Raw genomic sequence first — 25,612 nt, 5'->3', positions numbered from 1 at the left:
AAGTCAAGATGCCATCCCCGCCACGCCCCTAGACTCGGCCCACTAGCCTATCCGGGGGAACGCCCGCATGCTCGACGCCATTCGTTGGGACGCCAATCTGATTCACCGCTACGACTTGGCGGGACCGCGCTACACGTCCTACCCCACCGCCGTACAATTCGACAGCCAGGTCGGCACCTTCGACCTGCTCCACGCCCTGCGCGACAGCCGCAAGGCCGCGCGGCCGTTGTCGTTGTATGTGCATGTGCCATTCTGCGCGAACATCTGCTACTACTGCGCCTGCAACAAGGTCATCACCAAGGACCGGGGTCGCGCCCAGGCCTACCTGCAACGCCTGGAGCAGGAAATCCAGCTGATGGCCTGCCACCTCGACCCGAAACAGCGGGTTGAGCAACTGCACTTCGGCGGCGGCACCCCGACCTTTCTCAGTCACGACGAACTGCGCCAGGTCATGGGCTGCCTGCGCCAGCACTTCAATCTGCTGGATGACGACTCGGGCGACTACGGCATCGAAATCGACCCTCGCGAAGCCGACTGGGCCACCATGGGCCTGCTGCGTGAGCTGGGTTTCAACCGCGTGAGCATCGGCCTGCAAGACCTCGATCCCGAGGTGCAACGGGCGGTCAATCGCCTGCAAAGCCTGGAAGAAACCCGCGCGGTGATCGATGCGGCGCGCACGCTGCAATTTCGCTCGATCAATATCGACCTGATCTACGGCCTGCCCAAGCAAACGCCGATCAATTTTGCGCGTACCGTGGAAGAAGTCATCAAGCTGCAACCCGACCGGTTGTCGGTGTTCAACTACGCGCACCTGCCGGAGCGTTTCATGCCCCAGCGGCGCATCAACACCGAGGACCTGCCCTCCCCGGCCTCAAAGCTCTTGATGCTGCAAACCACTATCGAGCAACTGACCCAGGCCGGTTACCGTTACATCGGCATGGACCATTTCGCGCTGCCCGACGACGAGCTGGCCATCGCTCAGGAAGAAGGCACCCTGCAACGCAACTTCCAGGGCTACACCACCCACGGGCACTGCGACTTGATCGGGCTCGGGGTGTCGGCGATCAGCCAGATCGGCAACCTGTACTGCCAGAACAGCAGCGACCTCAACGGCTACCAGAACGCATTGGCCGGCGCACAGCTGGCTACCAGCCGTGGGCTGGTGTGCACCACGGATGATCGATTGCGGCGGGAGGTAATTCAGCAGTTGATCTGCAATTTCAGCCTGGCATTCGAAGCGATCGAGCAGGCCTTCAATATTGATTTTCGCGGGTATTTCGACGAACTATGGCCGCAGCTGGAGACGATGGCCGAGGATGGCCTGATCGAACTCGACGCCCAGGGCATTCGCGTACTGCCGGCGGGGCGCTTGTTGGTGCGCTCGGTGTGCATGGTGTTCGATGCCTATCTGGAACACCAGAACAGGCAACGATTTTCACGGGTGATCTGATTTACATCGACAGCGAGGCGGCTTTCATCGAGTCCTCGGCACTCATGCCTTTCATCGCCTTGGCCAACGAAGCCTGAGCTGACATCAGGCCCGCCTGCAGAGAGCTTATCTCGCTCTGCAAAGCACTGGTCTTGGCTCGGGCCTCTTCGGGGGAGAGGTTATTGGCCGCTGCAACGGCCGCCAGCTCGGCCTGTTTTTCGGCAATCTGTTGTTTCAACTGACGGATCATTTTCAGCACCTGCTTGACGTTGTCGTCCAGGCCACTGTCATCGATATCCGCATTGGAACTCTTGGCCGCACCTGCGGCCTTGAATGCATCGGCGGAAATAGTCACGGTCACACCTTCAACCACTTTGGTTTCAGTGGCAGCTTCAATGACCGGTGTTGTTGCCTTGGTCTCGGTAATCGGCTTTGCGTCCGGCACAGTCGGGATACGAATGGCAGGGTTGTAGGCCGCAATAACAGACATGATCCGAGCTCCGACGAATAGGTATGCCCGTTGTATCGGCCCCGATACAAAAAGCTTTATACCGCTGGCGGTTTTTTGTACACGCTGGCCTGATTGGCCCCCAGTGCGTTACCCTTACGTCTTATGTGTGTTTTCCCACAAGGATTTAAGAAATGTCCGAGCCAGTTAAACTGCGCGCTCACGGCCAGGCCCACTGCAAGGATTGCAGCCTGGCCCCCCTCTGCTTGCCACTTTCGTTGAATTTGGAAGACATGGATGCGCTGGACGACATCGTTAAACGTGGCCGCCCGTTGAAGAAAGGCGAGTTTTTGTTTCGCCAGGGCGACAAGTTCGATTCCGTTTATGCAGTACGTTCGGGTGCATTGAAGACGTTCAGCCTGAGCGACAGCGGCGAAGAGCAGATCACCGGCTTCCACCTGCCCAGCGAACTGGTCGGCTTGTCGGGCATGGACACCGAGATTCACCCGGTGTCGGCCCAGGCCCTTGAGACCACATCGGTGTGCGAAATCCCCTTCGAACGCTTGGATGAACTGGCCCTGCAATTGCCGCAACTGCGTCGCCAGTTGATGCGCGTGATGAGCCGCGAGATTCGCGACGACCAGCAAATGATGCTGCTGTTGTCCAAGAAAACTGCCGACGAGCGCATCGCCACCTTCCTGGTCAACCTGTCGGCGCGTTTCCGTGCCCGTGGTTTCTCGGCCAACCAGTTCCGACTGAGCATGTCGCGCAACGAAATCGGCAACTACCTGGGCCTCGCGGTGGAAACCGTGTCCCGTGTGTTTACGCGCTTTCAGCAGAACTCACTGCTGGCCGCCGAAGGCAAGGAAGTGCATATCCTCGACCCGATCCAGCTGTGTGCGCTGGCGGGTGGTTCGCTGGAGGGTTGATCCAGACACTTGCGGCCGCGCCAACCGGCGAGGCCGCAGGTATACTTCGAGTCCGTTTCCAGCCCCAGGACTCTTCGACGATGACCTTCGATTCGTTCGACATCAAATCCCTGATCCGCCCCGTCATCGACTTCCCCAAGCCTGGGGTGATCTTCCGTGACATTACGCCCCTGTTCCAATCGCCGCGCGCGCTGCGCCTGGTCGCGGACAGCTTTGCCCAGCGTTATGTCGAAGCCGATTTCACCCATATCGGCGCGATGGATGCCCGGGGTTTCCTGATCGGTTCGATCATCGCCTACCAGTTGAACAAGCCGCTGATCCTGTTCCGCAAGCAGGGCAAGCTGCCCGCAGACGTTTTGGCCGAGGGTTATCAAACCGAGTACGGCGAAGCGTTCCTGGAAGTGCATGCCGACAGCCTGTGCGAGGGCGATTCAGTGTTGATGTTCGATGACCTGATCGCCACCGGCGGCACCCTGATCGCGGCAGCGAACCTGGTACGACGCATGGGGGCGACGATCTTCGAAGCGGCGGCGATCATTGATCTGCCGGAGCTGGGCGGGTCGCAACGCCTGGAAGACATGGGGATTCCGACGTTTTGTTTGACGCAGTTTGCATTGACTGAACGTTAAGGTTGCCAGGGCCGGCCTCTTCGCGGGCAAGCCCGGCTCCCACATTTGATTGGGTTCACACATTCATATCTGTGAACGCTATCAGATGTGGGAGCCGGGCTTGCCCGCGATGAGGCCCACAAGAACAGCGCAGATCACAACCCCATCTGCTTGCTGATGATTTCATTCATCACCTCGCGGGTGCCACCACCGATGGACAGGATACGGTTGTCGCGATACAGCCGTTCCACCAGGCTACCGCGCATGTAACCCTGGCCCCCGAGGATCTGCACGGCGTCGTAGGTGACGCGGTCGGCGGTGTCGGTGGCGAGGTTCTTGGCCATCGAGATCTCTTTGATCACGCTGATGCCCACGGCCATCTTGGCCGCCTGGCGGTAGGTGAATTCCCGTGAAACCTCTACGGCGGTGGCCATCTCCGCCAGGCGATGCTTGATCACCTGGAATCTGCCGATGGGTTTGCCGAAGGCTTCGCGCTGAGCAGCCCATTTGAGGCTTTCCTCCAACGCCATCTGCGCCGTCATGTTGGCCATCAAGGCCAGGGCCAGGCGCTCGCTCTGGAAGTTGCCCATGATGCAGGCAAAGCCCATGTTCTCGGCGCCAATCAAATTGCCTACGGGTACTCGGCAATCATCGAAAAACAATTCAGCCGTATCCGACGCCCACCAGCCCATTTTCTTCAGGGGCTGGCCGACAGTAAAACCGGGGGTGCCTTTTTCGATCAGCAGCAGGCTGATGCCGGCAAAGCCCGGCGCGCCGGTGCGCACGGCCACGGTATAGAAATCGGCGCGGATGCCGCTGGTGATGAACGTCTTGCTGCCGCTGACGCGGTAATGCTCGCCGTCGCGAATGGCACGGGTCCGCAGACTGGCCACATCGGAGCCGCCGCCCGGTTCGGTGATCGCCAGGGCGATGATCTTTTCACCCGACAGCACCTGCGGCACCACACGCTCGCGCACTTCAAGCCGCGCCCATTTGACGACGGGCGGCAAGCCGATATCCAACGACCCCAACCCCGCCACGACGCCACCGGAGCCGCAACGCATCAGTGCTTCGCTGGCTGCCACCTTGGCGAACAGATCGCCCTCGTGGCTGCCGCCCAGCGCTTCGGGGTAACCGATGCCGAGGATTCCCGCCGCGCCGGCCTTGAGGTACAGCTCACGGGGGAAGCTTTCCGCCTCCTCCCACTGCTCGATGCCCGGCAACAGCTCGCGCTCGACGAAGCGAAGCACGCTGTCGCGGACCAATTGGTGGCTGGGGTCGAAGTAGTCCTGATAGGCAGACATCGGCAAGCTCCATGGCGAGATGGAGCGAACTTACCAAGCGCTTGCTTGGTTATCAAGCAAGACAAAACACTGAACACCCTACAAAATACAGTGGGAGCTGGTTTGCTCCCCCATTTGTATGGCGGTGTTCTTTAGAGTGCGATGGGTTTGCGGCCAGCGAAGGAATGCGCCAGCGTGCCGCCATCCACCAGCTCCAACTCGCCCCCCAGCGGCACGCCATGGGCGATGCGCGAGGTGATCAGGCCTTTATTGGTCAGCAGTTGGGCGATGTAGTGTGCGGTCGCCTCGCCTTCCACCGTCGGATTGGTGGCCAGGATCACTTCGGTAAAAGTGCCCTGTGCTTCGATGCGCGCCACCAGTTGCGGAATGCCGATGGCTTCCGGGCCCAGGCCGTCCAGCGGCGACAGATGGCCCTTGAGCACGAAGTAGCGGCCGCGGTAGCCGGTCTGCTCCACCGCGTACACATCCATCGGCCCTTCCACCACGCACAGCAGCGTGTCGTCGCGGCGCGGGTCGGCGCATTGCGGGCAGAGTTCTTCTTCGGTCAGCGTGCGGCACTGGCGGCAGTGACCCACACCGGTCATGGCCTGGCTCAGGGCCTGGGCCAACCGGGTGCCGCCGCTACGATCACGCTCCAGCAGTTGCAGCGCCATACGCTGGGCGGTTTTCTGGCCGACACCTGGCAAAGTGCGCAGGGCGTCGATCAGTTGGCGAATCAGGGGGCTGAAGCTCATGGGCGAAGGGTCCGACAAAACAACGAGACGCGGTTTATACCCGCGCCCCGGATTAGCGTCAAATGCGCACGACCAACTTGCCGAAGTTGCGTCCTTCCAGTAGACCGATAAAGGCCTCCGGCGCCTGCTCCAGGCCCTCGACCACATCCTCGCGGAACTTGATCTTGCCGTCTCGCACCCACGGCGCCATGGCGCTCAGGAACTCGGGCTGGCGATCGCCGTAGTCATCGAACACGATAAAGCCCTGGATGCGCACGCGCTTGGTCAGCAGCGTTCGCTGCAAGGCTGGCAGGCGATCAGGACCACTGGGGGCTTCATGGGCGTTGTAACCGGCGATCAACCCGCACAGTGGGATGCGCGCCTTGGGATTGAGCAGCGGCACCACGGCATCGAACACCTTGCCTCCGACGTTTTCAAAATAGATATCAACGCCCTTGAAGCACGCCAGGGCCAGGTCATTGGCAAAGGTCGCGCTCTTGTGATCGACGCAGACATCAAAGCCCAACTCATCTACCACGTAGCGGCACTTGTCTGCGCCCCCAGCGATCCCGACCACGCGCAAGCCCTTGAGCTTGGCCACCTGCCCCACCACCGAACCCACCGCGCCAGACGCTGCGGCGACTACCAGGGTTTCCCCGGCCTTGGGCTGGCCGATGTCCATCAAGCCCATGTAGGCGGTCATGCCCGGCATGCCCAGCACACCCAAGGCCATGGACGGGCTGGCCAGTCCCTTGGGCACTGGCATCAGGTTACGGCCATCGGAGATGCAGTGGCTCTGCCACCCCGTGGCACCCACCACCAGATCGCCCACTTCGAATTTCGGATTACGCGATTGTTCGATACGGCTGACAGCCCCACCGGTCATTACTTCGTCGATTTCCACCGGTGCTGCGTAGGACGGCGCGTCACTCATGCGCCCGCGCATGTAGGGGTCCAGGGACAGGTACAACGTCTTCAGCAGGACTTGGCCGTCCGCCAACTCCGGCAGATTCACGCGTTCCAAACGAAAGTTTTCCGGGGTCGGTGCGCCCTGCGGGCGTGAGACCAGGACAATGCGCTGGTTCAGGGTCGGTTCTTGAGGCATGAAGGGGCTCCTTTATCGAATCCATCGGTATAGGGTGCAGACCATGCGTGCTGTGCCAGGGTTCGATCAGATTTGGCACAAACAAAAATGCCAGGCACGAGGCCTGGCATTGGAGTCTAGCTAAAGCGACAGGATCAGAACGGCAGCTTCATGCCCGGAGGCAATTGCATGCCAGCGGTCACGCCGCCCATTTTTTCCTGGCTGTTGGCTTCGATTTTGCGCACGGCGTCGTTGACGGCCGCAGCGAACAAGGCCTCAAGCATTTCCAGATCATCTTCGCCGACGCCTGGCAGCACGCTTGGGTCGATGCTCACACGTTTGATGTCGTGACGACCGGTCATCACCACACTGACCATATCGCCACCGGCTTTACCGGTGACTTCGGCGTTGGCCAGTTCTTCCTGCATCTTGGCCATCTTTTCCTGCATCTGCTGCGCCTGCTTCATCAGGCCGGCCATGCCACCTTTCATCATGGGAATCACCTCAAAGTACGTGGATCAAATTAGTAGCCCGGTATCAGGACGCCTGAGGCACCGGAGCTTCGACAGGTTCAATAGTATCGTGACGGACGACCGCACCGAACTGTTGCATCATTTGCTGGATAAGCGGATCACCATGGATCGAGTCCTCGGCCTCACGCTGACGGTTGATGCGCCGGCGGGTCGCGGCCTGGGCCGGGGTTTCCTGCTCGGGCTTGATCAGCTCGATGGTAATGCTCAGCGTGCGCTCATGGTACTGGTTCAGCGCGTCATTCAAGCGGCGTTGCTGGGTCGCATTGAACAGGGCGCTGTGGGCCGGATCCAGGTGCAACAACCAGTGATCGCCGTCGATGGAAATCAGGGTGCAGTTGGCGGCGATGCTGCCGGTCATGCCGGAAATCGGCAGTTTCGGAAACAATTCCAGCCATTGCAGGGCCAGGCCGGTCGCCGGTGCGGCAGCGGGTTCCGCCTCGGGCTCGGGGGCCGGCTCGGCGGTGTGTTCGCTGGCCAAGTCGTCCAGGTAGCTGTAGGCCGAATCCATGTCCGGCTCGATGTAGTCTTCGTCCAGCGGCGGCTCGTCGTCGAGGTCGATACCCGGCGTCGCCGCTTCCACCTGGGCCACGGTCGGCTCGGGAACCGGCGCGCTGACCCATTCAGGGGCGTCAGGCACCACGCTGTCCGGGGTCGGGATAGGCATCGGAGTCAACTCGGGCTGCTCGCCGGTGGTATCCAGCACGGGCTCCACGGCGGGCAATTGCTCAGCTTCGACTTCAGCGTCAACCGGATCATTCCAGGGCAGGTCGACGACCGACTCAGGCACGACAACCGGTTCCGGCTCGACCACGGGTGCAGCGACCACAGGCTCAGGCTCTGGCACAGGTGCTACGGGCGCAGGCGCAGCAACCACTGGCGCTACCACCGCCGCGCCAGCCACTGGTTTGGCGGAATCAACTGTGGCCTGGCTGATCCCCACTGGCTTTAGCGGCTGTCTCGGCGCATCGGCCGAATCGGCGGGCCGGAACGCCAGCATCCGCAGCAGCACCATTTCAAAGCCACCACGCGGGTCGGGTGCCAGGGGCAGGTCGCGGCGGCCGATCAAACCCATCTGGTAATAGAACTGCACGTCTTCGGCCGGCAACGCCTGGGCCAGTGCCAACACGCGATCGCGGTCGCCATGGCCGTTGTCGACACCCTCAGGCAGGGCCTGGGCGATGGCGACGCGGTGCAGCACATTGAGGATTTCCGAAAGCACACCGTTCCAGTCAGGGCCTTGTTCCGACAGATGGCGCACGGCTTCGAGCAGCGCCTTGGCGTCGCCTTCGATCAGCGCGTGCAGCACGTCGAAAACCTGGCCGTGGTCGAGGGTGCCGAGCATGGCGCGCACGTCGGCGGCCATGACCTTGCCTTCACCAAAGGCGATGGCCTGGTCGGTGAGGCTCATGGCGTCACGCATCGAGCCATCGGCGGCGCGGCCGAGCAGCCACAATGCGTCGTCTTCGAACGGTACGTTCTCGACACCCAGCACGTGGGTCAAATGCTCCACCACGCGCTCGGGGGTCATGTTTTTCAGGGAGAACTGCAGGCACCGCGACAGAATCGTTGCAGGAAGTTTCTGCGGGTCGGTGGTGGCCAGGATGAATTTGACGTAGGGCGGCGGCTCTTCCAGGGTTTTCAACAGGGCGTTGAAGGAGTGGCTGGAGAGCATGTGCACTTCGTCGATCAGGTAAACCTTGAAGCGGCCACGGCTCGGCGCGTACTGCACGTTGTCGAGCAGCTCGCGGGTGTCTTCAACTTTGGTGCGGCTCGCGGCGTCGATTTCGATCAGGTCGACAAAACGTCCTTCGTCGATTTCCTTGCACACCGAACAGGTGCCGCAGGGCGTCGACGTGATCCCGGTTTCACAGTTCAGGCATTTGGCGATGATGCGCGCAATGGTGGTCTTGCCCACCCCCCGCGTACCGGTGAACAGGTACGCGTGGTGCAGCCGTTGGCTGTCCAAGGCATTGATCAGAGCCTTGAGCACATGGGTCTGGCCGACCATTTCGCGGAACGAGCGCGGACGCCATTTACGTGCAAGAACCTGATAACTCATCGAAAACCGTCGCAACTGGGAAACAGAAGCCGGTAATGCTAGCGGAGCAAGGGGGAAATTGCATCCGGCACGCTTGCCTATTCTGACTAAGCCCTTGTGACTGACCCCGAAAAGGCCTGAACCCGGAGAGCTTAGGCGCACACTTCTGGGCGTTTTATGGATGATGGCCACGGGCAGCCTTGCAGCGCCCCCACCGCTATGAAGATGTCGGGCGAGATCGAGCAAATCATCCAGCTCCACACCGATGAGACTCCTGACAGGAACTGACAGCACCGCCTTATAGACTCGGCCCCTCACAACACGCGCTTCCAAGGAGCCAACATGCACACCGTCGCCCATTACTTTTTGCTGTACGTCGACAGTCCGGCCACCAGCGCCAACTTCTATAGTCGCCTGTTGGACAAGCCGCCCGTGGAACTCAACCCGACCTTCGCCCTGTTCATGCTCGACAATGGCGTGAAGCTGGGATTGTGGTCACGTCATACCGTGCAGCCGGCGGCGCAGCTCACGGGCGGTGGGGGTGAAGTGGGCCTGTCTCTGGCCGACAAGGCCGCTGTGGACGCGTTGCACGACCAGTGGGTAGCGCGCGGCGCGACGATCATCCAGTCACCGACCACCCTGGATTTCGGCTACACCTTCGTCGCTCAGGACCTCGACGGCCACCGGCTGCGCGCGTTTTGCCTGAGCGACTGAGCGCCAGCGCCCTTCCAGGCTGATGGCGGCCACGCTGGCCAACACGATCACACCGCCCAGCACCACTTGCAGGGTGATGTGTTCACCCAACAGCGTCGCCGCCATCATCATGGCCACGGGCGGGATCAGGTACATCGCTACCGACGCACGGCTGACCTCGACATGTTTCAACACATAACCCCAGGCCAGGTACGCCAAGGCGCTGGGGAAAATCCCAAGCACCAGCACCGCAAGGTTTTCCGGCAACGGCGCCTGCACCACGGCAGACGACAGGCCCGGCAGGTTCACGCAAAGCATCAGGGTGCCGCCCCAGACCATGTAGCACGCCATCGTCAGCGGGCTGTAGCGGTGGGCGTAGTGCTTCTGGATGGCGAAGTACAGGCTCCACGACACCGCCGCCAACAGCAGCAGCAAGCCGCGCGGGTCGATATTCCCCACCCCGTGATCGCCCCAGATCACCACCAGCACACCGAGCAACCCCAGCAGCACACAGCTCCAGCGCCAGAGGCTGACCCGTTCCTTCAAGCAGAAAAACGCAATCAACACACTGAACAGCGGCGCCGATTGCGCAAGCACGCTGGACGCCCCCGCCGTCACGAATTGCTGTCCGTAATTGAGGCTGGTGTGGTGCAGGAATACCCCGAAAAAACTCAACACCAGCAGCCACGGTAGATCCCACAGGCGTGGCCGACCGATGCCCATCACCAGCGCCACACCGGCCATGAACACCGAAGCGATCAAGAACCGCAACAGCGCCAGCTGACCAGGGCCGTAGCTGAGCAGCCCCATGTGTACGCCAATCGGCGAATAGGCCCAACAAAGGATGACGCTGGCGATGACTAGCGTAAGCTTCAGGGGGGACGGGGTGTTCATCGACGGCATCCGAATACTGAGAAGGAATGCTGTCAGTCTTGGCCCGAGCAACGCGTAGGACAATTAACCGTTTCTGACTTCTGAAATCACTGGAACTGAGCAATGGAACTGGCCCAACTGAAAATGGTGCGAGCCGTGGCGCAAACCGGCAGCGTGGCCCAAGCCGCCGTGCAATTGCACTGCGTGCCGTCCAACATCACCACGCGGATCAAGCAGCTGGAGAGCGAGTTGGGCACGCCACTGTTCATCCGTGCCGGGCGCGGGTTGGCGATCAGTGCGGCGGGTGAGATTTTCCTGGAGTACTGCGAGCGTATCCTGGCCCTGGTGGACGAATCCAAACGCGCCGTGGACGCCAATGCCATTCCTCGTGGCACCCTGCGCATCGGCGCAGTGGAGTCCAGCGCCAGTGGCCGCCTGCCGCCGCTGCTGGCGGAGTATCACCGGCGCTACCCGGATGTCAGCCTGGAACTGGTGACCGGTGCCTGGGGCGAGCTGCTCGATGACCTGCAGCACCATCGCCTGGATGTGGCGCTGGTGGCCGCCGGCAACAAACGCGCAAAGCTCGAACACAGCGTGGTCTACAGCGAACGCCTGGTACTGATCGCCAGCGCCTCCAGCGAGCCGATCCGCAGCGCCGAAGACCTGGCCGGGCGCACCCTCCTGGTGTGGCCACCCGGCTGTCCCTATCGGGCGGCGCTGGAAAACTGGGTCAAGCCCCATGCCTTCAAACCGGCCATCGCCAGCTATGCCAGCTGGGGCACGATCATTGGTTGTGTGAGTGCAGGGATTGGTGTGGCGCTGGCACCGGAAGGCATCCTGGCCCGCTATGAGCAGGCCAACCAGCTGGCGTCGTACCGGTTCGAGGAACTGCAGGCGGTGGAAAACCTGCTGTTCTGGCACAAGGACACGCAGCGGCACCTGGCACGGGATGCGTTTGCCGGATTACTGCGCGAAACATTCGGTTAATGAAGATCCAACATGTGGGGACTGCCCCCACACTTAGATTGTTATCGTTGTCGAGATCAGCTCTGGGGGGCCGCTAACCGCGCGTACTGATCCTGGCTGATCCACCCCGTAAACGAGCGATCATCGGCATTGATGAACTCGACCTGGGCCCAGCCATCCTTGAATGCCAGGACACCGACCACGTCGTTCTTGACGATGTACGGGCGTTTAGCAGGCTTGGCATTTGGGTTTTTCAGCAGGTAAGCCTTGTCGGCGGAGACCTTCACCAAGCCAATCCATTTTTTGCTTGCGGTCTGGGTCAGGTCCAGGCCGGTGGCAATCTCCGGCATCAGCACGTTGAGGCAACCGGGATGCTGGCGGCCTTGCGCCACGGTCAGGGTCACGCCGTCGGAGGAAGGCGCCACGCTGCCGGGATAAGCGTCATCGAGCCAAGTGGTCAGCGCGGCGGGCTTGCCTTGCAGGTAGAAACTGCAGCTGCGGGTCACGCCCTCGCCCATTTCTTCCGAGTAGTAACCTTCCACCTGGTGCTCGGGCGTCACCGCGAGCATCAGCCCTTCGTACTTGCCGGAATGCAATGCAGGCGAGCCGGCGAAGACGGGGGCTACGGCGCACAACGACAACACACCCACTGCTAGATAACGCATCATTTTACTTTTTCCCTTCCAGTTTCTCGTAGGCTTTCTGCATAAGGACGTCATAGTTGCCGTAGTCCTCGCCGTTATAGTTACGTGCCATGCTGGTGAAATCTTTGCTTTTCATGGCCTTCATCAACGCCGGGCTCTTGCTGCAAAAACCAAGGAACGCCTTTAGTTGGTTGCCGGCATTCACTTTTAATGCCGCCGAGAATTCAAACACTGTCTTGTAACCACATGAGGCGTAATTGAAGCCCATGATCTGAAACATGCCCCAGGACGCCGACATCAACGCGGCTTCCTGATCCAGCGCAAAGGCAGTGGCCATGGTTTCCCAGGCCTTGGCCTGGTCCTTGTTATTGGTCTGCCACTGCGGCCCGGCCTTTTTCTTGTAGGGGTAGGACAGCAGCGGGTGCGCCTGGTCGTAGATGTGCTTGGTGTACTTGCGAAACAGGTGCCCTTCAAACGCGATCACCGGCAATTTGGCCGGACCGAACCCCGAACGTCCGCCGGACTCCACGGTGGCGAAGGCCTTGATGATGTTCACCGAAATACCGCCACCCAACTGCGTGGCGGCGTTCTGGAAGTCGGTCTCGCTGAGGGTCATCCCCCCGTCACACGTGGCCTGGAGCATCAATTGGCGGTTGCGTTTCTCGGCCTCGATCATCGCGCGCATGCGGTCCAGGTACACATTGACCGTGGCCTGCACCGCATCTGCCTGGTTATTGCCGAACACATTCAGGAAGGTCGGGATACGCATGCTCGGGAACGCCTTCACCGGTACCTTCACCGCTTCTTCGATGAGGCTGTTGAAGGTTTTACCGGTCGGGTCGATCACACCATCGGGGTGCGCATATTTGAGGTGACGGAACTGATACTGGCTGATGCACTGCACCAACTGACCGTCGCACTTACCGTTTTCAGCCAGTGGGAAGCCCAGTTTGGGAATGATCAGATTGAATAAATACTGAATGCACTGCACATCGGCGGGCAAGTTGCGGGCTTTACCGGGCGCGCCTACCGAAGCACTGATAAGACGGGGCAACCCTTGCAGGCTTTTCATCACAGACATCCTTGTTAGTTAAAGAAGTGATGGCACTTCAATATCAACTCCGCACCCTTGTCACACTCTGAAACAAGTGGCTGGCGGAAACTAACAAGGTGGTTTTAGGTTGTCCAGAGCGACCGCCGAAAGTTGTGAAACAGCCGAATTAATTAAATCAGTAACCGTGGAATTCACGGGTTTTCTGATAGGTGTGGAAATCAATCCACTCGACCACATCGTAAGGCAGGTAAAGCTGCATCCGCGCCCGGGAAATGGCGATGTATACCGCACACAGCCGCTGGTCGAACGCGTAGGCGTCCTTGAATTTCACGTTGGTCAGCAGTTCGGGCGTCAGCAGTACACGGTCGAACTCCATGCCGCCCGCCTCCTCCGCCAGCATCAGCAGGCAGCGTTTGCCAGGGACGCCGCTCAGGCGGTTCAAACGCGTGATATCGGCGACGTTGAAGCCTTTTTCCAGCTCGCTCTCGACCCACAGGAACGACTCGTCGTACTGGCTGGCATCGCGCACCTGTTGCCAATCGTCCATGTCACTGAAGTAAGCATGGGCGCCATTGTCGTTGTGCTCGTTGCTGTAGAACTCCGGCTTGAACAGCGCGATCACGCTGATCATGAAGCGCTGGAGATCCTGCTGCGCTGCACTGTCGAAGAAACCGAACGGGCAGTTGGCCTGCTGCAATTGAATCGCCCATTTCATGGTGTCCCAATGGGACGCGGTCAATACCGCGCAGCCTTCCGGCGGTACGAAGCCCTGAGGGTAATGCTCAATGCCAACGTCGGCATCCCGCGCGCCTTCGAAGGGCGTCTTGCCCTTCTGCGAGTGCACGCTGATCAACGGGTTGACCAGGCGCTCGACGTTGCGGCCCGAGCGCACGGAGTAATTGATGTCGGTGTGCCGGACTTCGCGCTTGCGCCTGACCATCACACCGCTGGCCAGCTGGTACTCATCGCCGAGGGTGATCAGCACCTGGCGGCCGCGTTCGATGATCTGCAACAACGAAGGTGGAATGTCCTGGGCTTCATCGATCAGCACATGAGTGTACCGGGGCGGCACCTCGCAGCCATCGAGGCTCGCACGCTTGATCAGCAACAGCGCTGCGAAGGCCGTCTGACCGGCCCATTGCGGATTGGCGTCCAGATACGTCCACAACCGGCTGGAGTACTCCAGCAACGCCTGGGCATCCACGTTGGACAAGGGTTGCTTGAAATGCGGCAAGTGCCGGGCCGACAGGCTGTGATGGTTGGAATGGCAATAGCTGTCGAGCACCTTCAGGCAGATATCGAGCGTCGCCGCGCCATCGTGACCGCGCCAGCCATGGATATTGAGGGTCTGCGACACTTCGTGTTTGCCGGGCAACCGGGCCGGCGAGGCCTGCACGGACGGTCGTTGCCCCTGTAACAGCGCTTTGGCGAAGGCGGCAAAGGTCGAGCCGGTCTTGCTGTCCCTGGCCAAACCCATGCGTTCACGCAAGGTGGCGAGCTTCGCCCCGGTACGCGCCAGTATCAAGGTCTGGGCGGGCCGCAGGCACTCCATCAAGGCGCCCAGCAGGTGGCTCTTACCGATGCCGGCGTAACCTTGGACATGCAGGTCTTCGTTGAGGTTGGCGCGGAAGGTCCGCACCAGCTTGTCCTGGGCCGGGCTGAGCCAGCGCTCGCGGTGCCGGGGCGTGACCATCTGCTGGCTGAACGGATCGTTGCTGCGCAGATGACGGACCTTGTAGCCAATATCCCATTTGCCGGTGGGCAGCAGGTAATCCCGCGCTGCGACTTCTTCAGGCGAGAGCAGGCGCAGATTGACCGTTTTAAGGGCGTTGAAACCGAAGTACAGCTTGCGGGGATCGAACAACCGCTGGGCTTCGGACAACAACGTCGCGGCGCCCTCTGCCCGGTTGTCCACCGCCCAGTCGAGCAGCTTGGCCAAAATGCGCTCGGCGCCAGCGCAGGTCAGGTCTTTTTCCGCCGCCTGGGCCAGGTTCTGGATGACCAGCACGGCAGCCAGCTCAGGGTCTGTCAGGCTCATCAGCGTCTTGGCGCCGTCCGCCCCGAGCAGGCCTGTGCAGGTTTCATCCGTGACGGGCAGGAAGACAGGACTGGATAAATCAAAATGTTCCGGTTGCATAGTGCCTCGCCGCCAGGGAATCAGGCATTGCCCTGACCGCCCAGTTCAAACCGATACTCCCCCAGGGAGCCTGACATACCGCCGCAATGGGGACCCGCGTCAGCCTTAGCGGCCATCGTATTGACCTGCTGCTGGAGTTCGAAGACCGCCATATCCAGCAACCGGCGCAGGTCCTCGGCACTTTGCGCGGCCACATTCAACTGCAGCGTGTAGGCGCCCGTGAGGGGCGGCGGCACGGCCTCGGCGGGCGGTGCGGGCTCGTGGGCCGCGTCCGCAGACCGGATCATTTCCGCCTGGCTGAGGATTTCCGCGTGCTCGTCGTCCATGAGGTCCAGCACCCTCGACAATTCCAGGGTCTGTTCAGGATGCGATTGAATGCGGTCCTTGATCTCCAGGCGCCGCATCTGCCACTCCCGCAGTTTTTCGCGAGTGAGGTCGTCGACTTTTTCCACGTGTGTTGTCTCCGGATGCCAGGCACTGGAGTATGCCGCCATGGACTGCCCGATGGCAGATGGCTTGAAAGCATTTTTTTGACTTGAATTTGAGGAGATGTTGCAAGGAAGAGCGTTATGGAGGCAACCCCACCAGCCACACCCCGGCACACAATGTTCCCGCTGTGGCTGCTGCCTTCCGGCTCTGACCAGGTTCACGGGTAATCGTTGCGGGGGGACCGATGGGGTCACCATAACGACGCCTGCCTCTCGGCAAGCGGGGCCATTGTACCGATCTCATCGGAAGTTACAACCGTTGGCGGCGGATTAAAAATATTCGATGGTTCAAGCACTTGCCTGGTGGATTCACATAATTCTCTGTAGGAGCGAGCTTGCTCGCGAAAAACTTGAGAGCGCCTCGATAAACCAGGAACACTGCGTCATCGTTGACGCTCTTCGCGAGCAAGCTCGCGCCTACAAAAGAACGGCTTCGTCGGCCCTGCCGCCTTCTTCCTGAATGACCAAGTGAATAAAGTGCAGTTTGGCAATCACCGCCGGTGGCAGCACGAAGGGATAGAAGTCCGGTTGGCCCATGCTGCGTGACAGTTCATTGAGCATGCCGGCCAGTTCGATCCAGGCGTTGACGAACGACAGGAAGGCCACGCCGCCGGGGTGTTCGGGGTCGTACAGGGTGGTGAGCGGGAATGGCTGGTAATCCAGGTCCATCTCACGGGCGCTCATGCCAAAGCCAAGGGCGGTGTCTACGGCGTCCATCATGTGCAGGTAGTGCGCCCAGGTTTCGGCCCAGTCTTCCCAGGGGTGCATGGTGGCGTAGGCGCTGACGCAGGTTTGCTGCCAGTCTGGGCGTGGGCCGTTTTGGTAATGCTGGTCGAGGGCGTCGGCGTAACTGGCGCGTTCGTCGCCGAACAGGTGGCGAAACGGTTCAAGCCAGTGGGTATTGGCGATCAGGCGATCCCAGTAGTAGTGGCCGACCTCATGGCGAAAGTGCCCGAGCAACGTTCGGTAGGGTTCGCGCATTTGTACGCGGACTTTCTCGCGGTGGGCGTCGTCGGCCTCCTTGATGTCCAGGGTTATCAGGCCGTTGGCGTGGCCGGTCATGGGCGCGTTGCCTTCCAGGTCGATGCCGACGAAGTCGAAGGCCAGGCCCGTGTCTTCGTCGACGCTTTTGGGGACCACTTGCAAACCCAGGCTGATGAGCTGTGCTACCAGGCGGCGCTTGGCGGTTTCGACTTTGCGCCAGCGTTCGTGGTTTTGCGCGATCGACAAGTCAGGAATGGTGCGGTTCAGGCTGCACGCCACGCACAGCGGCGCGGTGCTATGGGCCGGGATCAGCCAGTTGCAAGCGGCCGGTGTATCGAGGTTGGCGCAGCGGCGGAAAGCACCGGCGTCGAGGTTGCCGTCCTGCAGCCAGGTGCCTTCGACGGGGCCGGGTTGCAGGGAGGCGAGACGACTTTGTTGGGCTTGGTAGCCGAGCAGCGCCTGGCAGGCCAGGCATTGACTGTTGCGAAAGAACAGCGATTGGCCGCAACGGCACTGCCACACTTTGCTGTCGCGGGATGTGCCGGCTACGAACGGTGCAGCGATGCGCGAACTGAGTTGCTCGAAGTAGCGGAACATGGCGATCTCTCCCTGGGTGACTGAGACTAGATCATTTCTCGCTACCGATCGTTCAACATGGCTTCTGTGGGAGCGAGCTTGCTCGCGAAGAACGTCAACGATGACGCAGCGTTCCTGGTTTATCGAGACGCTCTCAAGTTTTTCGCGAGCAAGCTCGCTCCTACAGTGGGATCGGTTCAGACCTTGATGTTGTTCCTGGCGAGGAAGGCGACGAAGGCTTCTTCATCCAGCACCTTCAAGCCCAATTCGCTGGCCTTGGCCAGCTTGGAACCGGCGCCCGGCCCAGCCACCACGCAGTGGGTCTTCGCCGACACGGACCCCGCCACCTTAGCGCCCAGGCTTTCGAGCTTCTCCTTGGCCACGTCGCGGCTCATCAACTCCAGCGAACCGGTGAGTACCCAGGTGTGCCCGGCTTCGGGCAAGCCTTCGACCACCTTCTTCTCGCTGTCCCAATGCATACCGAAGTCTTTGAGCTGCTGCTCGATGGCCAGGGCGCGGTGGGCGTTGTCGGCATTATCGAAGAACTCGCGCACGGCCTTGGCCTGTTTCTCCGGCAGGGCCTGGCGCATGTCCAGCCAGTCGGCCTTGATTACGCCTTCGAGGGTGACGAACTTGTCCGCCAGCTTTTGCGCGGCGCCCGGGCCGACGCTCGGTACGTGCAGCTTGTCGAGCAACCCGCCCAAGGTGGTGCTGGCGGCGAATTCGGCACTCAGGTCACCCTGATCCTGCAATTGCAGGCCGCACTCTTCCGGCGACAGCAGCGCGCCGATCACGTCCTGGTTATGGCTGTCTTCAAAGAAACTGTGGATCTCATGCGCCACTTCCAGGCCCACGTCCGGCAAGTACGTCAGCACTTCGGGCAAGGCCTTCTGCACGCGCTCCAGGGAGGCCAGGGAGCGCGCCAGCACCTTGGCGGTCTCCTCGCCTACATCAGGAATGCCCAGCGCATAGATAAAGCGCGCCAGGGTCGGGGATTTGCTGTTTTCGATGGCGGTGATCAGCTTCTTGCTGGAAATGTCGGCAAAGCCTTCCAGGTCGATGATGTGTTCGTACTTGAGTTTGTAGAGGTCGGCCGGCGAGCCGATGAGGTTTTCATCCACCAGTTGTTCGATGGTTTTGTCGCCCAGGCCGTCAATGTCCATGGCGCGGCGTGAGACGAAATGGATAATCGCCTGCTTGAGCTGCGCGCCACAGGCCAGACGCCCGACGCAACGGTACACCGCGCCCTCGCTGACGGTTTCCTTGCCCTTGCTGCGTTTGACCAGTTGCGTACGCTCCACGTGGGAACCACACACCGGGCAGCTCTGCGGGATCGGCACCGCACGGGCGTTTTCCGGACGACGCTCAAGCACCACCGAGACCACCTGCGGGATCACATCCCCGGCGCGGCGGATGATCACGGTATCGCCGATCATCACGCCCAGGCGCGCCACTTCATCCATGTTGTGCAGGGTCGCGTTGGACACGGTGACACCCGCGACCTTGACCGGCTTGAGGCGTGCCACCGGCGTGACGGCGCCAGTACGGCCAACCTGGAATTCCACGTCTAGCAGCTCAGTCAGCTCCTCCATGGCCGGGAATTTATGCGCGATGGCCCAGCGCGGTTCACGGGCGCGGAAGCCCAGTTCTCGCTGGGAAGCGATGCTGTTGACCTTGAACACCACGCCGTCGATCTCATATGGCAGGCTGTTACGCCGCTCGCCGATATCGCGGTAGTACTCCAGGCAATCCTGGATGCCCTTTGCCAGCTTCAACTCACGGCTGATGGGCATGCCCCATTTCTGCAACTGTTGCAGGTTGCCGATATGGGTGTCGCTGATATCAGTGGTCACACCGTAGCAGCAGAATTCCAGCGGACGGCTGGCGGTGATCTTCGAATCCAGCTGACGCAAACTACCGGCAGCGGCGTTGCGCGGGTTGGCGAAGGTCTTGCCGCCGACTTCCAGCTGCGAGGCGTTGAGCCGTTCGAAACCGGCCTTGGACATGAACACTTCACCGCGCACTTCCAGGTTCGCCGGCCAACCGCTGCCGTGCAGCTTCAACGGAATATTGCGCACGGTGCGCACGTTGACGCTGATGTCTTCGCCGGTGGTGCCGTCGCCACGGGTGGCGCCGCGAACCAGTTCGCCGTCCTGATACAGCAGGCTGACCGCCAGGCCATCCAGCTTCGGTTCGCAGCTGTACTCCACCGCCGCGCCACCGCCAAACAGATCGCCGGCCGGCAGGTCGAGGCCTTCGGTGACCCGGCGATCGAATTCCAGCATGGTGGTTTCGTCAAAAGCGTTGCCAAGGCTGAGCATGGGGATCTCATGCTTGACCTGGGTGAACGCCGACAACGCCGCACTGCCGACCCGCTGCGTCGGAGAATCGCGCGTGACCAGGTCCGGATGCTCGGCTTCCAGGGCCTTGAGCTCATGGAACAGACGGTCGTACTCGGCGTCCGGAATGCTCGGCTCGTCGAGGACGTGGTAACGGTAGTTGTGCTGATCCAGTTCAGCGCGCAGTTCGAGGATGCGGGTGTGGGCGGCGGTCATGGGTGTTCTCTCATAAAGCAAAAGAGCAGCCGAAGCTGCTCAATATGTTAGTGCACGGATTCTACAGACAACGCTTAAGATCGAACCTCAGCGTTTCTGTGTCAGGGCGCGACGCTCGAACTCGACGATGCGCTGACGGTAATGCTCGATGGTCTGGGCGGTGAGGACGCTGCGTTGGTCGTCCTTGAGTTCGCCGTTCAGTTCCTGGGACAGCTTGCGGGCTGCGGCCACCATCACGTCGAAAGCCTGTTTCGGGTGACGCGGACCTGGCAGGCCGAGGAAGAAGCTCACCGCCGGGGTGCTGAACAGGTCGATATCGTCCAGATCGAAGGTGCCTGGCTTGACCGCGTTGGCCATGGAGAACAGCACTTCGCCGTTACCCGCCATGCTTTCGTGACGATGGAAAATATCCATCTCGCCGAAGCGCAGGCCGCTTTCCAGAATATTTTGCAACAAAGCCGGGCCCTTGAAGCCGGCGGCGTCGCGGCAGATCACGCTGATCACCAACACTTCTTCGGCGGCAGGCTGGTCGTTCACGGATTGGCGCGGGGCGTTCTTGCCAGCGTTTTCGTCCGGGAAATCATCGTCGCGGCTGCTGAAGCTCGGGCCGTCATCGACGTCCAGGTCCAAATCAGCCTGACGTGACTCTGCCACCACCGGCGCGGCGCGCTTGCCGCGTTTGGAAGACGGCTCGCGCGCTTCTCGCACCGGCGCGCTCATGGACGGCAAGTCGTGCTCGTCCAGCTGCGGTTCTTTATGGGTATCCAGCACACGGGGCGGCCCCAGCAGCTCGGCGCTGCCGTCGTCGTCAGGCAAGTTGGACAGGTTGCGGTCCAGACGGAATTTGAGCTTGCCCTTGCCACCGCGCATGCGGCGCCAGCCATCAAAAAGAATACCGGCAATGACAATAATGCCGATGACGATCAGCCACTCGCGCAGACCGATTTCCATGTAATCCCGTGCCTCTAATAAAAAATGCTGAAAAATAAGGGGTTTAGCAACGTGCAAACCGCTTTAAAACGTGGCGCCAACTCTATGTTCTGACTGACGTTTTGCCCACGCATACGAAAATTTGACATTAAACTAGCACGACCAAAGATAACTTTACACCGTCTGTCAAAAAGCCTTGAACAAATATGTCCATTTGCCACTTTCGCCAGACCGGTAAAGCGTCTTACCGCGCGCTATAAAAATTCTGTCCCAACAAGGATCAAGACTCCACCATCGCCATCGCTTCTTCCACATCCACCGCGACCAAACGCGAACAGCCCGGCTCGTGCATCGTTACCCCCATCAATTGGTCAGCCATCTCCATGGCGATCTTGTTGTGGGTGATATAGATGAACTGCACGGTCTGGGACATCTCTTTGACCAACCGCGCATACCGTCCAACGTTAGCGTCATCCAACGGGGCGTCAACTTCGTCGAGCATGCAGAACGGTGCCGGGTTCAACTTGAAGATGGCAAATACCAGAGCCAATGCGGTCAGGGCTTTCTCGCCGCCGGACAACAAATGGATGGTGCTGTTCTTCTTGCCCGGAGGCCGCGCCATGATCGTTACCCCTGTATCGAGTAGATCTTCGCCCGTCAGTTCCAAGTAAGCGCTGCCACCGCCGAAAACTTTTGGGAATAACGCCTGTAAACCGCTATTAATCTGATCAAAGGTATCTTTGAAGCGGTTTCGGGTTTCCTTGTCGATCTTGCGGATCACGTTTTCCAGGGTGTCCAGGGCTTCGACCAAATCAGCGTCCTGGGCATCCAGATAACGTTTACGCTCGGATTGTTGCTGGTATTCGTCGATGGCCGCCAAGTTGATCGCGCCGAGGCGTTGGATACGCGCAGCAATTCGCTCAAGCTCTTCTTCGGCTTCTTTCTCGTTGGCCTGGGCGGTCAGGGTATTGAGCACGCCGTGCAAGTCGTAGCCGTCTTCCAGCAATTGGTCTTGCAGGGTCTTGCGGCGCACGGTCAGGGCTTGCCATTCCATGCGCTGTTGTTCGAGCTGACCGCGGATCAGCTGGGATTGCTGCTCGGCCTGGGTCCGACGTTTTTCGGCGTCGCGTAATTCGCGGTCGGCGTCTTCCAGAGCGATTTGCGCGGTCTTGAGTTCTTCGTCGACGGTCATGCGCTTGTCGAGCAGTTCTTCCAGCTTGAGACGCAACTCCTCCAGCGGCGCTTCGCCCTCTTCCAGGTTGAGGCTCAGTTGCTCGCGCTTTTCAGTGAGGCGTTCGGACTGCATCTCCAGGCGTTCAAGGGCCTGGGCCGTGGACGCGTGCTGGGCCTTGAGCGAACCCAGGCGCACCGCCAACTGGTGGGCATGATCCTTGTGCTGACGGGCTTCCTGGCGCACGCGGTCGAGGCGTTCGCGCAGGCTGTCGCGCTGGGCCAGCAGCAATTCACGCTGCTCGGTGTCGAGCGCCATGCTGTCGAGGGCTTCCTGCAGGTGCAGACGCGCTTCGCCGATCTGTTCGTGTTCCAGGGCGCGCTGCTCGCCCATCTCGGCGACTTCTTCGTCGAGGCGGGTGCGGCGCAAGGTCAATTGCTCGACCTTGGCTTTGCTCGCGGAGAGTTGGGCTTTCAATTCGCCTTGCTGGCGCGCTTCGTCCTGCAACAGGCGGCGCAGGTGTTCGCGGCCGGTCTCTTGCTGACGCTGGGTGGCGCGCAGGGTTTGCAGTTCGGTTTCCAGGCTTTCGAGGGTGGCTTCGCGCTCTTCGCGTTCGGCGATCAGATTGACGATTTCCTGGCCACGGGCCAGGACGCCACTTTCGGCTTCACTGGCGCGGCGTACGCGCAGGAAATGGCGGCCGACCCAGTAGCCGTCGCGGCTGATCAGGCTTTCGCCGGCCGCCAGTTGGCCGCGCTGGGCCAGGGCCTGCTCAAGTGATTCAACCGGTTTGACCTGGCCCAGCCACGGCGACAGATCAATCGCCGCCTCAACCTTATCCAGCAAACTGCCTGGCACCCGCGTGCCATCCGCCGCAGGGCTGAGCAAACGCAAATCGCCCTGGGCAAAACCGGCCAGGTCGAAGCCGCCAAAATCATCCACCAAGACGGCTTGGAGATCGGCACCCAGGACAGTTTCAACCGCCAACTCCCAACCCGCCTCGACCTTCAAGCCTTCCGCCAGGCGCGGGCGCTCGGCCAAATGCTGGTCACGCAGCCATTCAGCGGTGCCGGTGCCGGGGTCCAAGGCGGCTTGCTGCAAGGCTTCCAGGGACGCCAGGCGGCCATTAAGCCGCTGCAAATCACCCTGGGCCTGTTGCTGTGCCTGGGTCGCCTGTTGCAGTTGCTGACGCAATTGCTCCAGGCGCTCCACTTGTTGCTCTTCACTGGCTTCCAGCTCTTCCAGCGTCATTTCGCTTTCAGCCAGCTGCTCGCTCAATTCCATGATCGCCGCGTCTTCCGGGTCGGCGGCAAGCAACACACGCTCTTCCTGCAGACGACGCTGGCGCTCGGCCAGGCGCTCCATACTGGTTTCCAGCTGCTGGATACGCGACTGCTGCACCTCGGCCTGGCGCCGTGGTTCGGCAGACTTCAGGTTGAAGGTGTCCCATTGCTCCTGCCAGCCGTGCATGGTGGTTTCGGATTCTTCCAGCGCGGCAGCGGCTTCTTCGGCGGCGGCGCTGGTGATTTCCTGTTCGGGGGTGAGCATGTCCAGCTCTTCACCGAGGGTCAGCAGCAAGGTGCGGTCGTGGCCCAGGTGCGATTCAGTTTCCAGCCGCGCGCGTTCGGCTTCCTTCAAGTCATCCTGCAACTGACGCAGGCGCTGCTGGCCGTGCTGGATGCTTTGCTCGACGCGGGCAATGTCGCCGCCCACCGAATAGAAGCGACCCTGCACCAGATTGAAGCGTTCGGACAGGTCATGGTGGCCGTCACGCAAGCGTTCGATGCTGGCGTCGGCGTTGCGCTGCTCGGCCACCAGGGCTTCAAAGCTGATTTCCTGGGTGCCGATGATCGCTTCGCGCTGCCCCACCTGGTCATTCAACGCCTGCCAACGCAAAGCCGACAATTGCGCCTTGAGCTGGCGCTCCTCGCCCTTGTACTCCTGGTACTTCTCGGCAGCCTGGGCCTGGCGGTGCAGGCGCTCCAACTGGCGCTCCAGCTCTTCGCGCAGGTCGGTCAGGCGAGCGAGGTTCTCATGGGTGCGGCGGATACGGTTTTCGGTCTCGCGGCGGCGCTCCTTGTACTTGGAGATGCCGGCCGCCTCCTCGATAAAGTTACGCAGGTCTTCGGGCTTGGCTTCGATCAGCTTGGAGATCATGCCCTGCTCGATGATCGAGTAGCTGCGCGGGCCGAGGCCGGTGCCGAGGAAAATATCCGTGATGTCGCGGCGTCGGCACTTGGTGCCGTTGAGGAAGTAGCTGTTCTGGCTGTCGCGGGTCACTTTGCGGCGGATCGAGATTTCCGCGTAGGCCGCGTACTCGCCGATCAAGGTGCCGTCGGAGTTGTCGAACACCAGTTCGATACTGGCCTGGCTCACCGGCTTGCGGCTGGTGGAGCCATTGAAGATGACGTCGGTCATCGACTCGCCACGCAGGTTTTTGGCCGAGCTCTCGCCCATCACCCAGCGGACGGCGTCGATGATGTTCGACTTGCCGCAACCGTTGGGCCCGACCACCGCCGCCATGTTACTGGGGAAGTTCACCGTGGTCGGGTCGACGAAGGATTTGAACCCCGCCAGTTTGATGCACTTGAGCCGCACGCTTAGGCGTCCGCCAACGCAGCGATGACCAGCGCGCAACTGCGCTCGCCGTAGGTCGACAGCACTTGACGAATGTGCGGCAGGTCACGGGCCAGTACCGCGGCGAGCAGTTGCTCGAACAGCGCCAGGTACTCGCTCATGGACGCCTTGCGCTGATCCAGCGCCAGGTAATAGGCGCGGTTCATCGCCGGTTGCAGGTTCTCGACGGTTTCCTGCAGGTACGGGTTGTTAGCGAAAGGATAGGCGGCGCGCATTACATTGAAGCTTTCTTCAACGAAGGCGCGGATGTCCTGACGCTCGAAATTGGTGACCAGGCGCTGCTGGATCTGCACGAACGGCGCCATGTCGGCCTGCGTCTGCCAGCCTTGGGCAACCGCATTGCCGAGCAGGATGTACAGCTCGCCCATCAAGGTGCACAGGCTCTGCACCTTGTGCGCAGTGAGCTCTGTGACGTGGGCGCCACGGCGCGGCAGGATCGCGATCAGGTGGCGGCGTTCGAGAATCAGCAAGGCTTCGCGCACGGAGCCACGGCTGACATTGAGCGCCAGCGTGACCTTTTGCTCCTGGATCCGCTCTCCAGGCTTGAGATCGCCGCGAATGATGCGTTCGGCGAGGTGGTGAGCAATTTGCTCGGCGAGACTGTCCGGCGCCTTGAACGTCATGTTTTACCTTCAAAATCTTCTATCGGTACAAGCGCGGCAGTGTAGCGCATTGGCTGGCTGATGGCGCTACGCCCACCTTTCAGAATTTGGCACGGAATAAGCACAGATGAACACCCAGAAGCCCCTAAAAACGCCGGTTCCAGAAGACTGGACCATAATTGAAAGTGTTGCGACCGCATTTTCTTGACCTTCTGG

21 protein-coding genes, 1 other RNA gene and 1 pseudogene are annotated in these 25,612 nt (G+C 60.9%); 5 read left to right on the top strand and 18 right to left on the bottom strand.

What is annotated here, in order from left to right; genetic code table 11:
* Positions 1–67: 67 nt before the first annotated feature.
* Positions 68–1,450 (top strand): oxygen-independent coproporphyrinogen III oxidase, encoded by a 1,383-nt coding sequence (gene hemN, locus AB4O08_RS20040; RefSeq protein ID WP_010208547.1) that lies wholly within the window; start codon positions 68–70, stop codon positions 1,448–1,450.
* A gap of 1 nt (position 1,451) precedes the next feature.
* Here hemN and AB4O08_RS20035 read toward each other — a convergent pair whose 3' ends face one another.
* Positions 1,452–1,919, bottom strand: a complete 468-nt coding sequence (locus AB4O08_RS20035) for a FlxA-like family protein (RefSeq protein ID WP_010208545.1) — start codon at positions 1,917–1,919, stop codon at positions 1,452–1,454.
* Positions 1,920–2,071: 152 nt separating this feature from the next.
* Between AB4O08_RS20035 and fnr the strand changes: the two genes are divergently transcribed.
* Complete coding sequence (gene fnr, locus AB4O08_RS20030; RefSeq protein WP_010208544.1) at positions 2,072–2,806, top strand: fumarate/nitrate reduction transcriptional regulator Fnr; 735 nt, start codon at positions 2,072–2,074, stop codon at positions 2,804–2,806.
* An 80-nt stretch (positions 2,807–2,886) separates the two neighbouring features.
* A complete protein-coding gene (locus AB4O08_RS20025) occupies positions 2,887–3,435 on the top strand; it encodes an adenine phosphoribosyltransferase (protein WP_010208542.1) in 549 nt (182 codons plus the stop codon).
* A gap of 134 nt (positions 3,436–3,569) precedes the next feature.
* On the opposite strand, the gene AB4O08_RS20020 is transcribed toward AB4O08_RS20025, so the two are convergent.
* The 5 genes from AB4O08_RS20020 to dnaX all read right to left on the bottom strand — a co-directional run bounded on the left by AB4O08_RS20020 (position 3,570) and on the right by dnaX (position 9,107).
* On the bottom strand, positions 3,570–4,718 hold the full coding sequence (locus AB4O08_RS20020; RefSeq protein ID WP_460114301.1) for an acyl-CoA dehydrogenase family protein: 1,149 nt from the start codon (positions 4,716–4,718) through the stop codon (positions 3,570–3,572).
* A gap of 131 nt (positions 4,719–4,849) precedes the next feature.
* Positions 4,850–5,452, bottom strand: coding sequence for a recombination mediator RecR (gene recR, locus AB4O08_RS20015; protein WP_010208540.1), 603 nt, complete (start codon positions 5,450–5,452; stop codon positions 4,850–4,852).
* 58 nt (positions 5,453–5,510) lie between these two features.
* On the bottom strand, positions 5,511–6,536 hold the full coding sequence (locus tag AB4O08_RS20010; protein ID WP_010208538.1) for an NADP-dependent oxidoreductase: 1,026 nt from the start codon (positions 6,534–6,536) through the stop codon (positions 5,511–5,513).
* 134 nt (positions 6,537–6,670) lie between these two features.
* A complete protein-coding gene (locus AB4O08_RS20005) occupies positions 6,671–7,009 on the bottom strand; it encodes a YbaB/EbfC family nucleoid-associated protein (protein ID WP_003175481.1) in 339 nt (112 codons plus the stop codon).
* Between the two features lie 43 nt (positions 7,010–7,052).
* Positions 7,053–9,107 (bottom strand): DNA polymerase III subunit gamma/tau, encoded by a 2,055-nt coding sequence (gene dnaX / locus AB4O08_RS20000; RefSeq protein ID WP_460114300.1) that lies wholly within the window; start codon positions 9,105–9,107, stop codon positions 7,053–7,055.
* 321 nt (positions 9,108–9,428) lie between these two features.
* On the opposite strand from dnaX, the gene AB4O08_RS19995 reads away from it, so the two are divergent.
* Positions 9,429–9,800 (top strand): VOC family protein, encoded by a 372-nt coding sequence (locus AB4O08_RS19995; protein WP_021490924.1) that lies wholly within the window; start codon positions 9,429–9,431, stop codon positions 9,798–9,800.
* Here AB4O08_RS19995 and AB4O08_RS19990 read toward each other — a convergent pair.
* On the bottom strand, positions 9,714–10,673 hold the full coding sequence (locus AB4O08_RS19990; protein WP_187517044.1) for a DMT family transporter: 960 nt from the start codon (positions 10,671–10,673) through the stop codon (positions 9,714–9,716). The genes AB4O08_RS19995 and AB4O08_RS19990 overlap by 87 nt on opposite strands.
* A 102-nt stretch (positions 10,674–10,775) precedes the next feature.
* On the opposite strand from AB4O08_RS19990, the gene AB4O08_RS19985 reads away from it, so the two are divergent.
* Positions 10,776–11,639, top strand: coding sequence for a LysR family transcriptional regulator (locus AB4O08_RS19985; RefSeq protein ID WP_010208534.1), 864 nt, complete (start codon positions 10,776–10,778; stop codon positions 11,637–11,639).
* A 56-nt stretch (positions 11,640–11,695) separates the two neighbouring features.
* Here AB4O08_RS19985 and AB4O08_RS19980 read toward each other — a convergent pair whose 3' ends face one another.
* The 11 genes and pseudogenes from AB4O08_RS19980 to AB4O08_RS19930 form a co-directional block, all read right to left on the bottom strand.
* On the bottom strand, positions 11,696–12,286 hold the full coding sequence (locus AB4O08_RS19980; RefSeq protein ID WP_045791745.1) for a hypothetical protein: 591 nt from the start codon (positions 12,284–12,286) through the stop codon (positions 11,696–11,698).
* Between the two features lies 1 nt (position 12,287).
* Positions 12,288–13,334, bottom strand: coding sequence for an N-acetylmuramidase family protein (locus tag AB4O08_RS19975; protein WP_010208531.1), 1,047 nt, complete (start codon positions 13,332–13,334; stop codon positions 12,288–12,290).
* A gap of 157 nt (positions 13,335–13,491) precedes the next feature.
* On the bottom strand, positions 13,492–15,453 hold the full coding sequence (locus tag AB4O08_RS19970) for a DEAD/DEAH box helicase (protein ID WP_069673234.1): 1,962 nt from the start codon (positions 15,451–15,453) through the stop codon (positions 13,492–13,494).
* 20 nt (positions 15,454–15,473) lie between these two features.
* Positions 15,474–15,905, bottom strand: coding sequence for a hypothetical protein (locus tag AB4O08_RS19965; protein ID WP_069673235.1), 432 nt, complete (start codon positions 15,903–15,905; stop codon positions 15,474–15,476).
* Between the two features lie 127 nt (positions 15,906–16,032).
* Positions 16,033–16,129: signal recognition particle sRNA small type (gene ffs / locus AB4O08_RS19960), an RNA gene on the bottom strand.
* Positions 16,130–16,263: 134 nt separating this feature from the next.
* Positions 16,264–16,350 (bottom strand): annotated as a pseudogene (locus tag AB4O08_RS19955) (outer membrane lipoprotein carrier protein LolA); the annotation flags it as partial.
* A gap of 8 nt (positions 16,351–16,358) precedes the next feature.
* A complete protein-coding gene (locus tag AB4O08_RS19950) occupies positions 16,359–17,522 on the bottom strand; it encodes a zinc-binding metallopeptidase family protein (protein ID WP_010208528.1) in 1,164 nt (387 codons plus the stop codon).
* A gap of 176 nt (positions 17,523–17,698) precedes the next feature.
* Positions 17,699–20,056, bottom strand: coding sequence for an NAD-dependent DNA ligase LigA (gene ligA, locus AB4O08_RS19945; protein ID WP_137205628.1), 2,358 nt, complete (start codon positions 20,054–20,056; stop codon positions 17,699–17,701).
* 87 nt (positions 20,057–20,143) lie between these two features.
* The gene (zipA, locus tag AB4O08_RS19940; RefSeq protein ID WP_010208526.1) at positions 20,144–21,007 is read right to left on the bottom strand and encodes a cell division protein ZipA; all 864 of its coding nucleotides are present in this window, start codon (positions 21,005–21,007) and stop codon (positions 20,144–20,146) included.
* A 259-nt stretch (positions 21,008–21,266) separates the two neighbouring features.
* Positions 21,267–24,755, bottom strand: a complete 3,489-nt coding sequence (smc, locus tag AB4O08_RS19935; RefSeq protein WP_010208525.1) for a chromosome segregation protein SMC — start codon at positions 24,753–24,755, stop codon at positions 21,267–21,269.
* Between the two features lie 2 nt (positions 24,756–24,757).
* Positions 24,758–25,417, bottom strand: a complete 660-nt coding sequence (locus AB4O08_RS19930) for a GntR family transcriptional regulator (protein ID WP_010208523.1) — start codon at positions 25,415–25,417, stop codon at positions 24,758–24,760.
* Positions 25,418–25,612: the final 195 nt, after the last annotated feature.

It is taken from the genome of Pseudomonas sp. H3_E07 (genome assembly GCF_054668895.1).
The sequence above is the reverse complement of the archived record's forward strand: the minus strand, read 5'-3'. Positions and strand labels throughout refer to the sequence as shown.

Coding starts and splice junctions, on each gene's coding strand:
- AB4O08_RS19985 (WP_010208534.1), top strand. CDS start 10,776: ATGGAACTGGCCCAACTGAAAATGGTGCGAGCCGTGGCGCAAACCGGC.
- AB4O08_RS20005 (WP_003175481.1), bottom strand. CDS start 7,009: ATGATGAAAGGTGGCATGGCCGGCCTGATGAAGCAGGCGCAGCAGATG.
- AB4O08_RS20020 (WP_460114301.1), bottom strand. CDS start 4,718: ATGTCTGCCTATCAGGACTACTTCGACCCCAGCCACCAATTGGTCCGC.
- hemN (WP_010208547.1), top strand. CDS start 68: ATGCTCGACGCCATTCGTTGGGACGCCAATCTGATTCACCGCTACGAC.
- AB4O08_RS19990 (WP_187517044.1), bottom strand. CDS start 10,673: ATGAACACCCCGTCCCCCCTGAAGCTTACGCTAGTCATCGCCAGCGTC.
- fnr (WP_010208544.1), top strand. CDS start 2,072: ATGTCCGAGCCAGTTAAACTGCGCGCTCACGGCCAGGCCCACTGCAAG.
- AB4O08_RS20035 (WP_010208545.1), bottom strand. CDS start 1,919: ATGTCTGTTATTGCGGCCTACAACCCTGCCATTCGTATCCCGACTGTG.
- AB4O08_RS19930 (WP_010208523.1), bottom strand. CDS start 25,417: ATGACGTTCAAGGCGCCGGACAGTCTCGCCGAGCAAATTGCTCACCAC.
- AB4O08_RS19995 (WP_021490924.1), top strand. CDS start 9,429: ATGCACACCGTCGCCCATTACTTTTTGCTGTACGTCGACAGTCCGGCC.
- zipA (WP_010208526.1), bottom strand. CDS start 21,007: ATGGAAATCGGTCTGCGCGAGTGGCTGATCGTCATCGGCATTATTGTC.
- AB4O08_RS19980 (WP_045791745.1), bottom strand. CDS start 12,286: ATGATGCGTTATCTAGCAGTGGGTGTGTTGTCGTTGTGCGCCGTAGCC.
- AB4O08_RS19970 (WP_069673234.1), bottom strand. CDS start 15,453: ATGCAACCGGAACATTTTGATTTATCCAGTCCTGTCTTCCTGCCCGTC.
- ligA (WP_137205628.1), bottom strand. CDS start 20,056: ATGACCGCCGCCCACACCCGCATCCTCGAACTGCGCGCTGAACTGGAT.
- AB4O08_RS19975 (WP_010208531.1), bottom strand. CDS start 13,334: ATGAAAAGCCTGCAAGGGTTGCCCCGTCTTATCAGTGCTTCGGTAGGC.
- recR (WP_010208540.1), bottom strand. CDS start 5,452: ATGAGCTTCAGCCCCCTGATTCGCCAACTGATCGACGCCCTGCGCACT.
- AB4O08_RS20010 (WP_010208538.1), bottom strand. CDS start 6,536: ATGCCTCAAGAACCGACCCTGAACCAGCGCATTGTCCTGGTCTCACGC.
- dnaX (WP_460114300.1), bottom strand. CDS start 9,107: ATGAGTTATCAGGTTCTTGCACGTAAATGGCGTCCGCGCTCGTTCCGC.
- AB4O08_RS20025 (WP_010208542.1), top strand. CDS start 2,887: ATGACCTTCGATTCGTTCGACATCAAATCCCTGATCCGCCCCGTCATC.
- AB4O08_RS19950 (WP_010208528.1), bottom strand. CDS start 17,522: ATGTTCCGCTACTTCGAGCAACTCAGTTCGCGCATCGCTGCACCGTTC.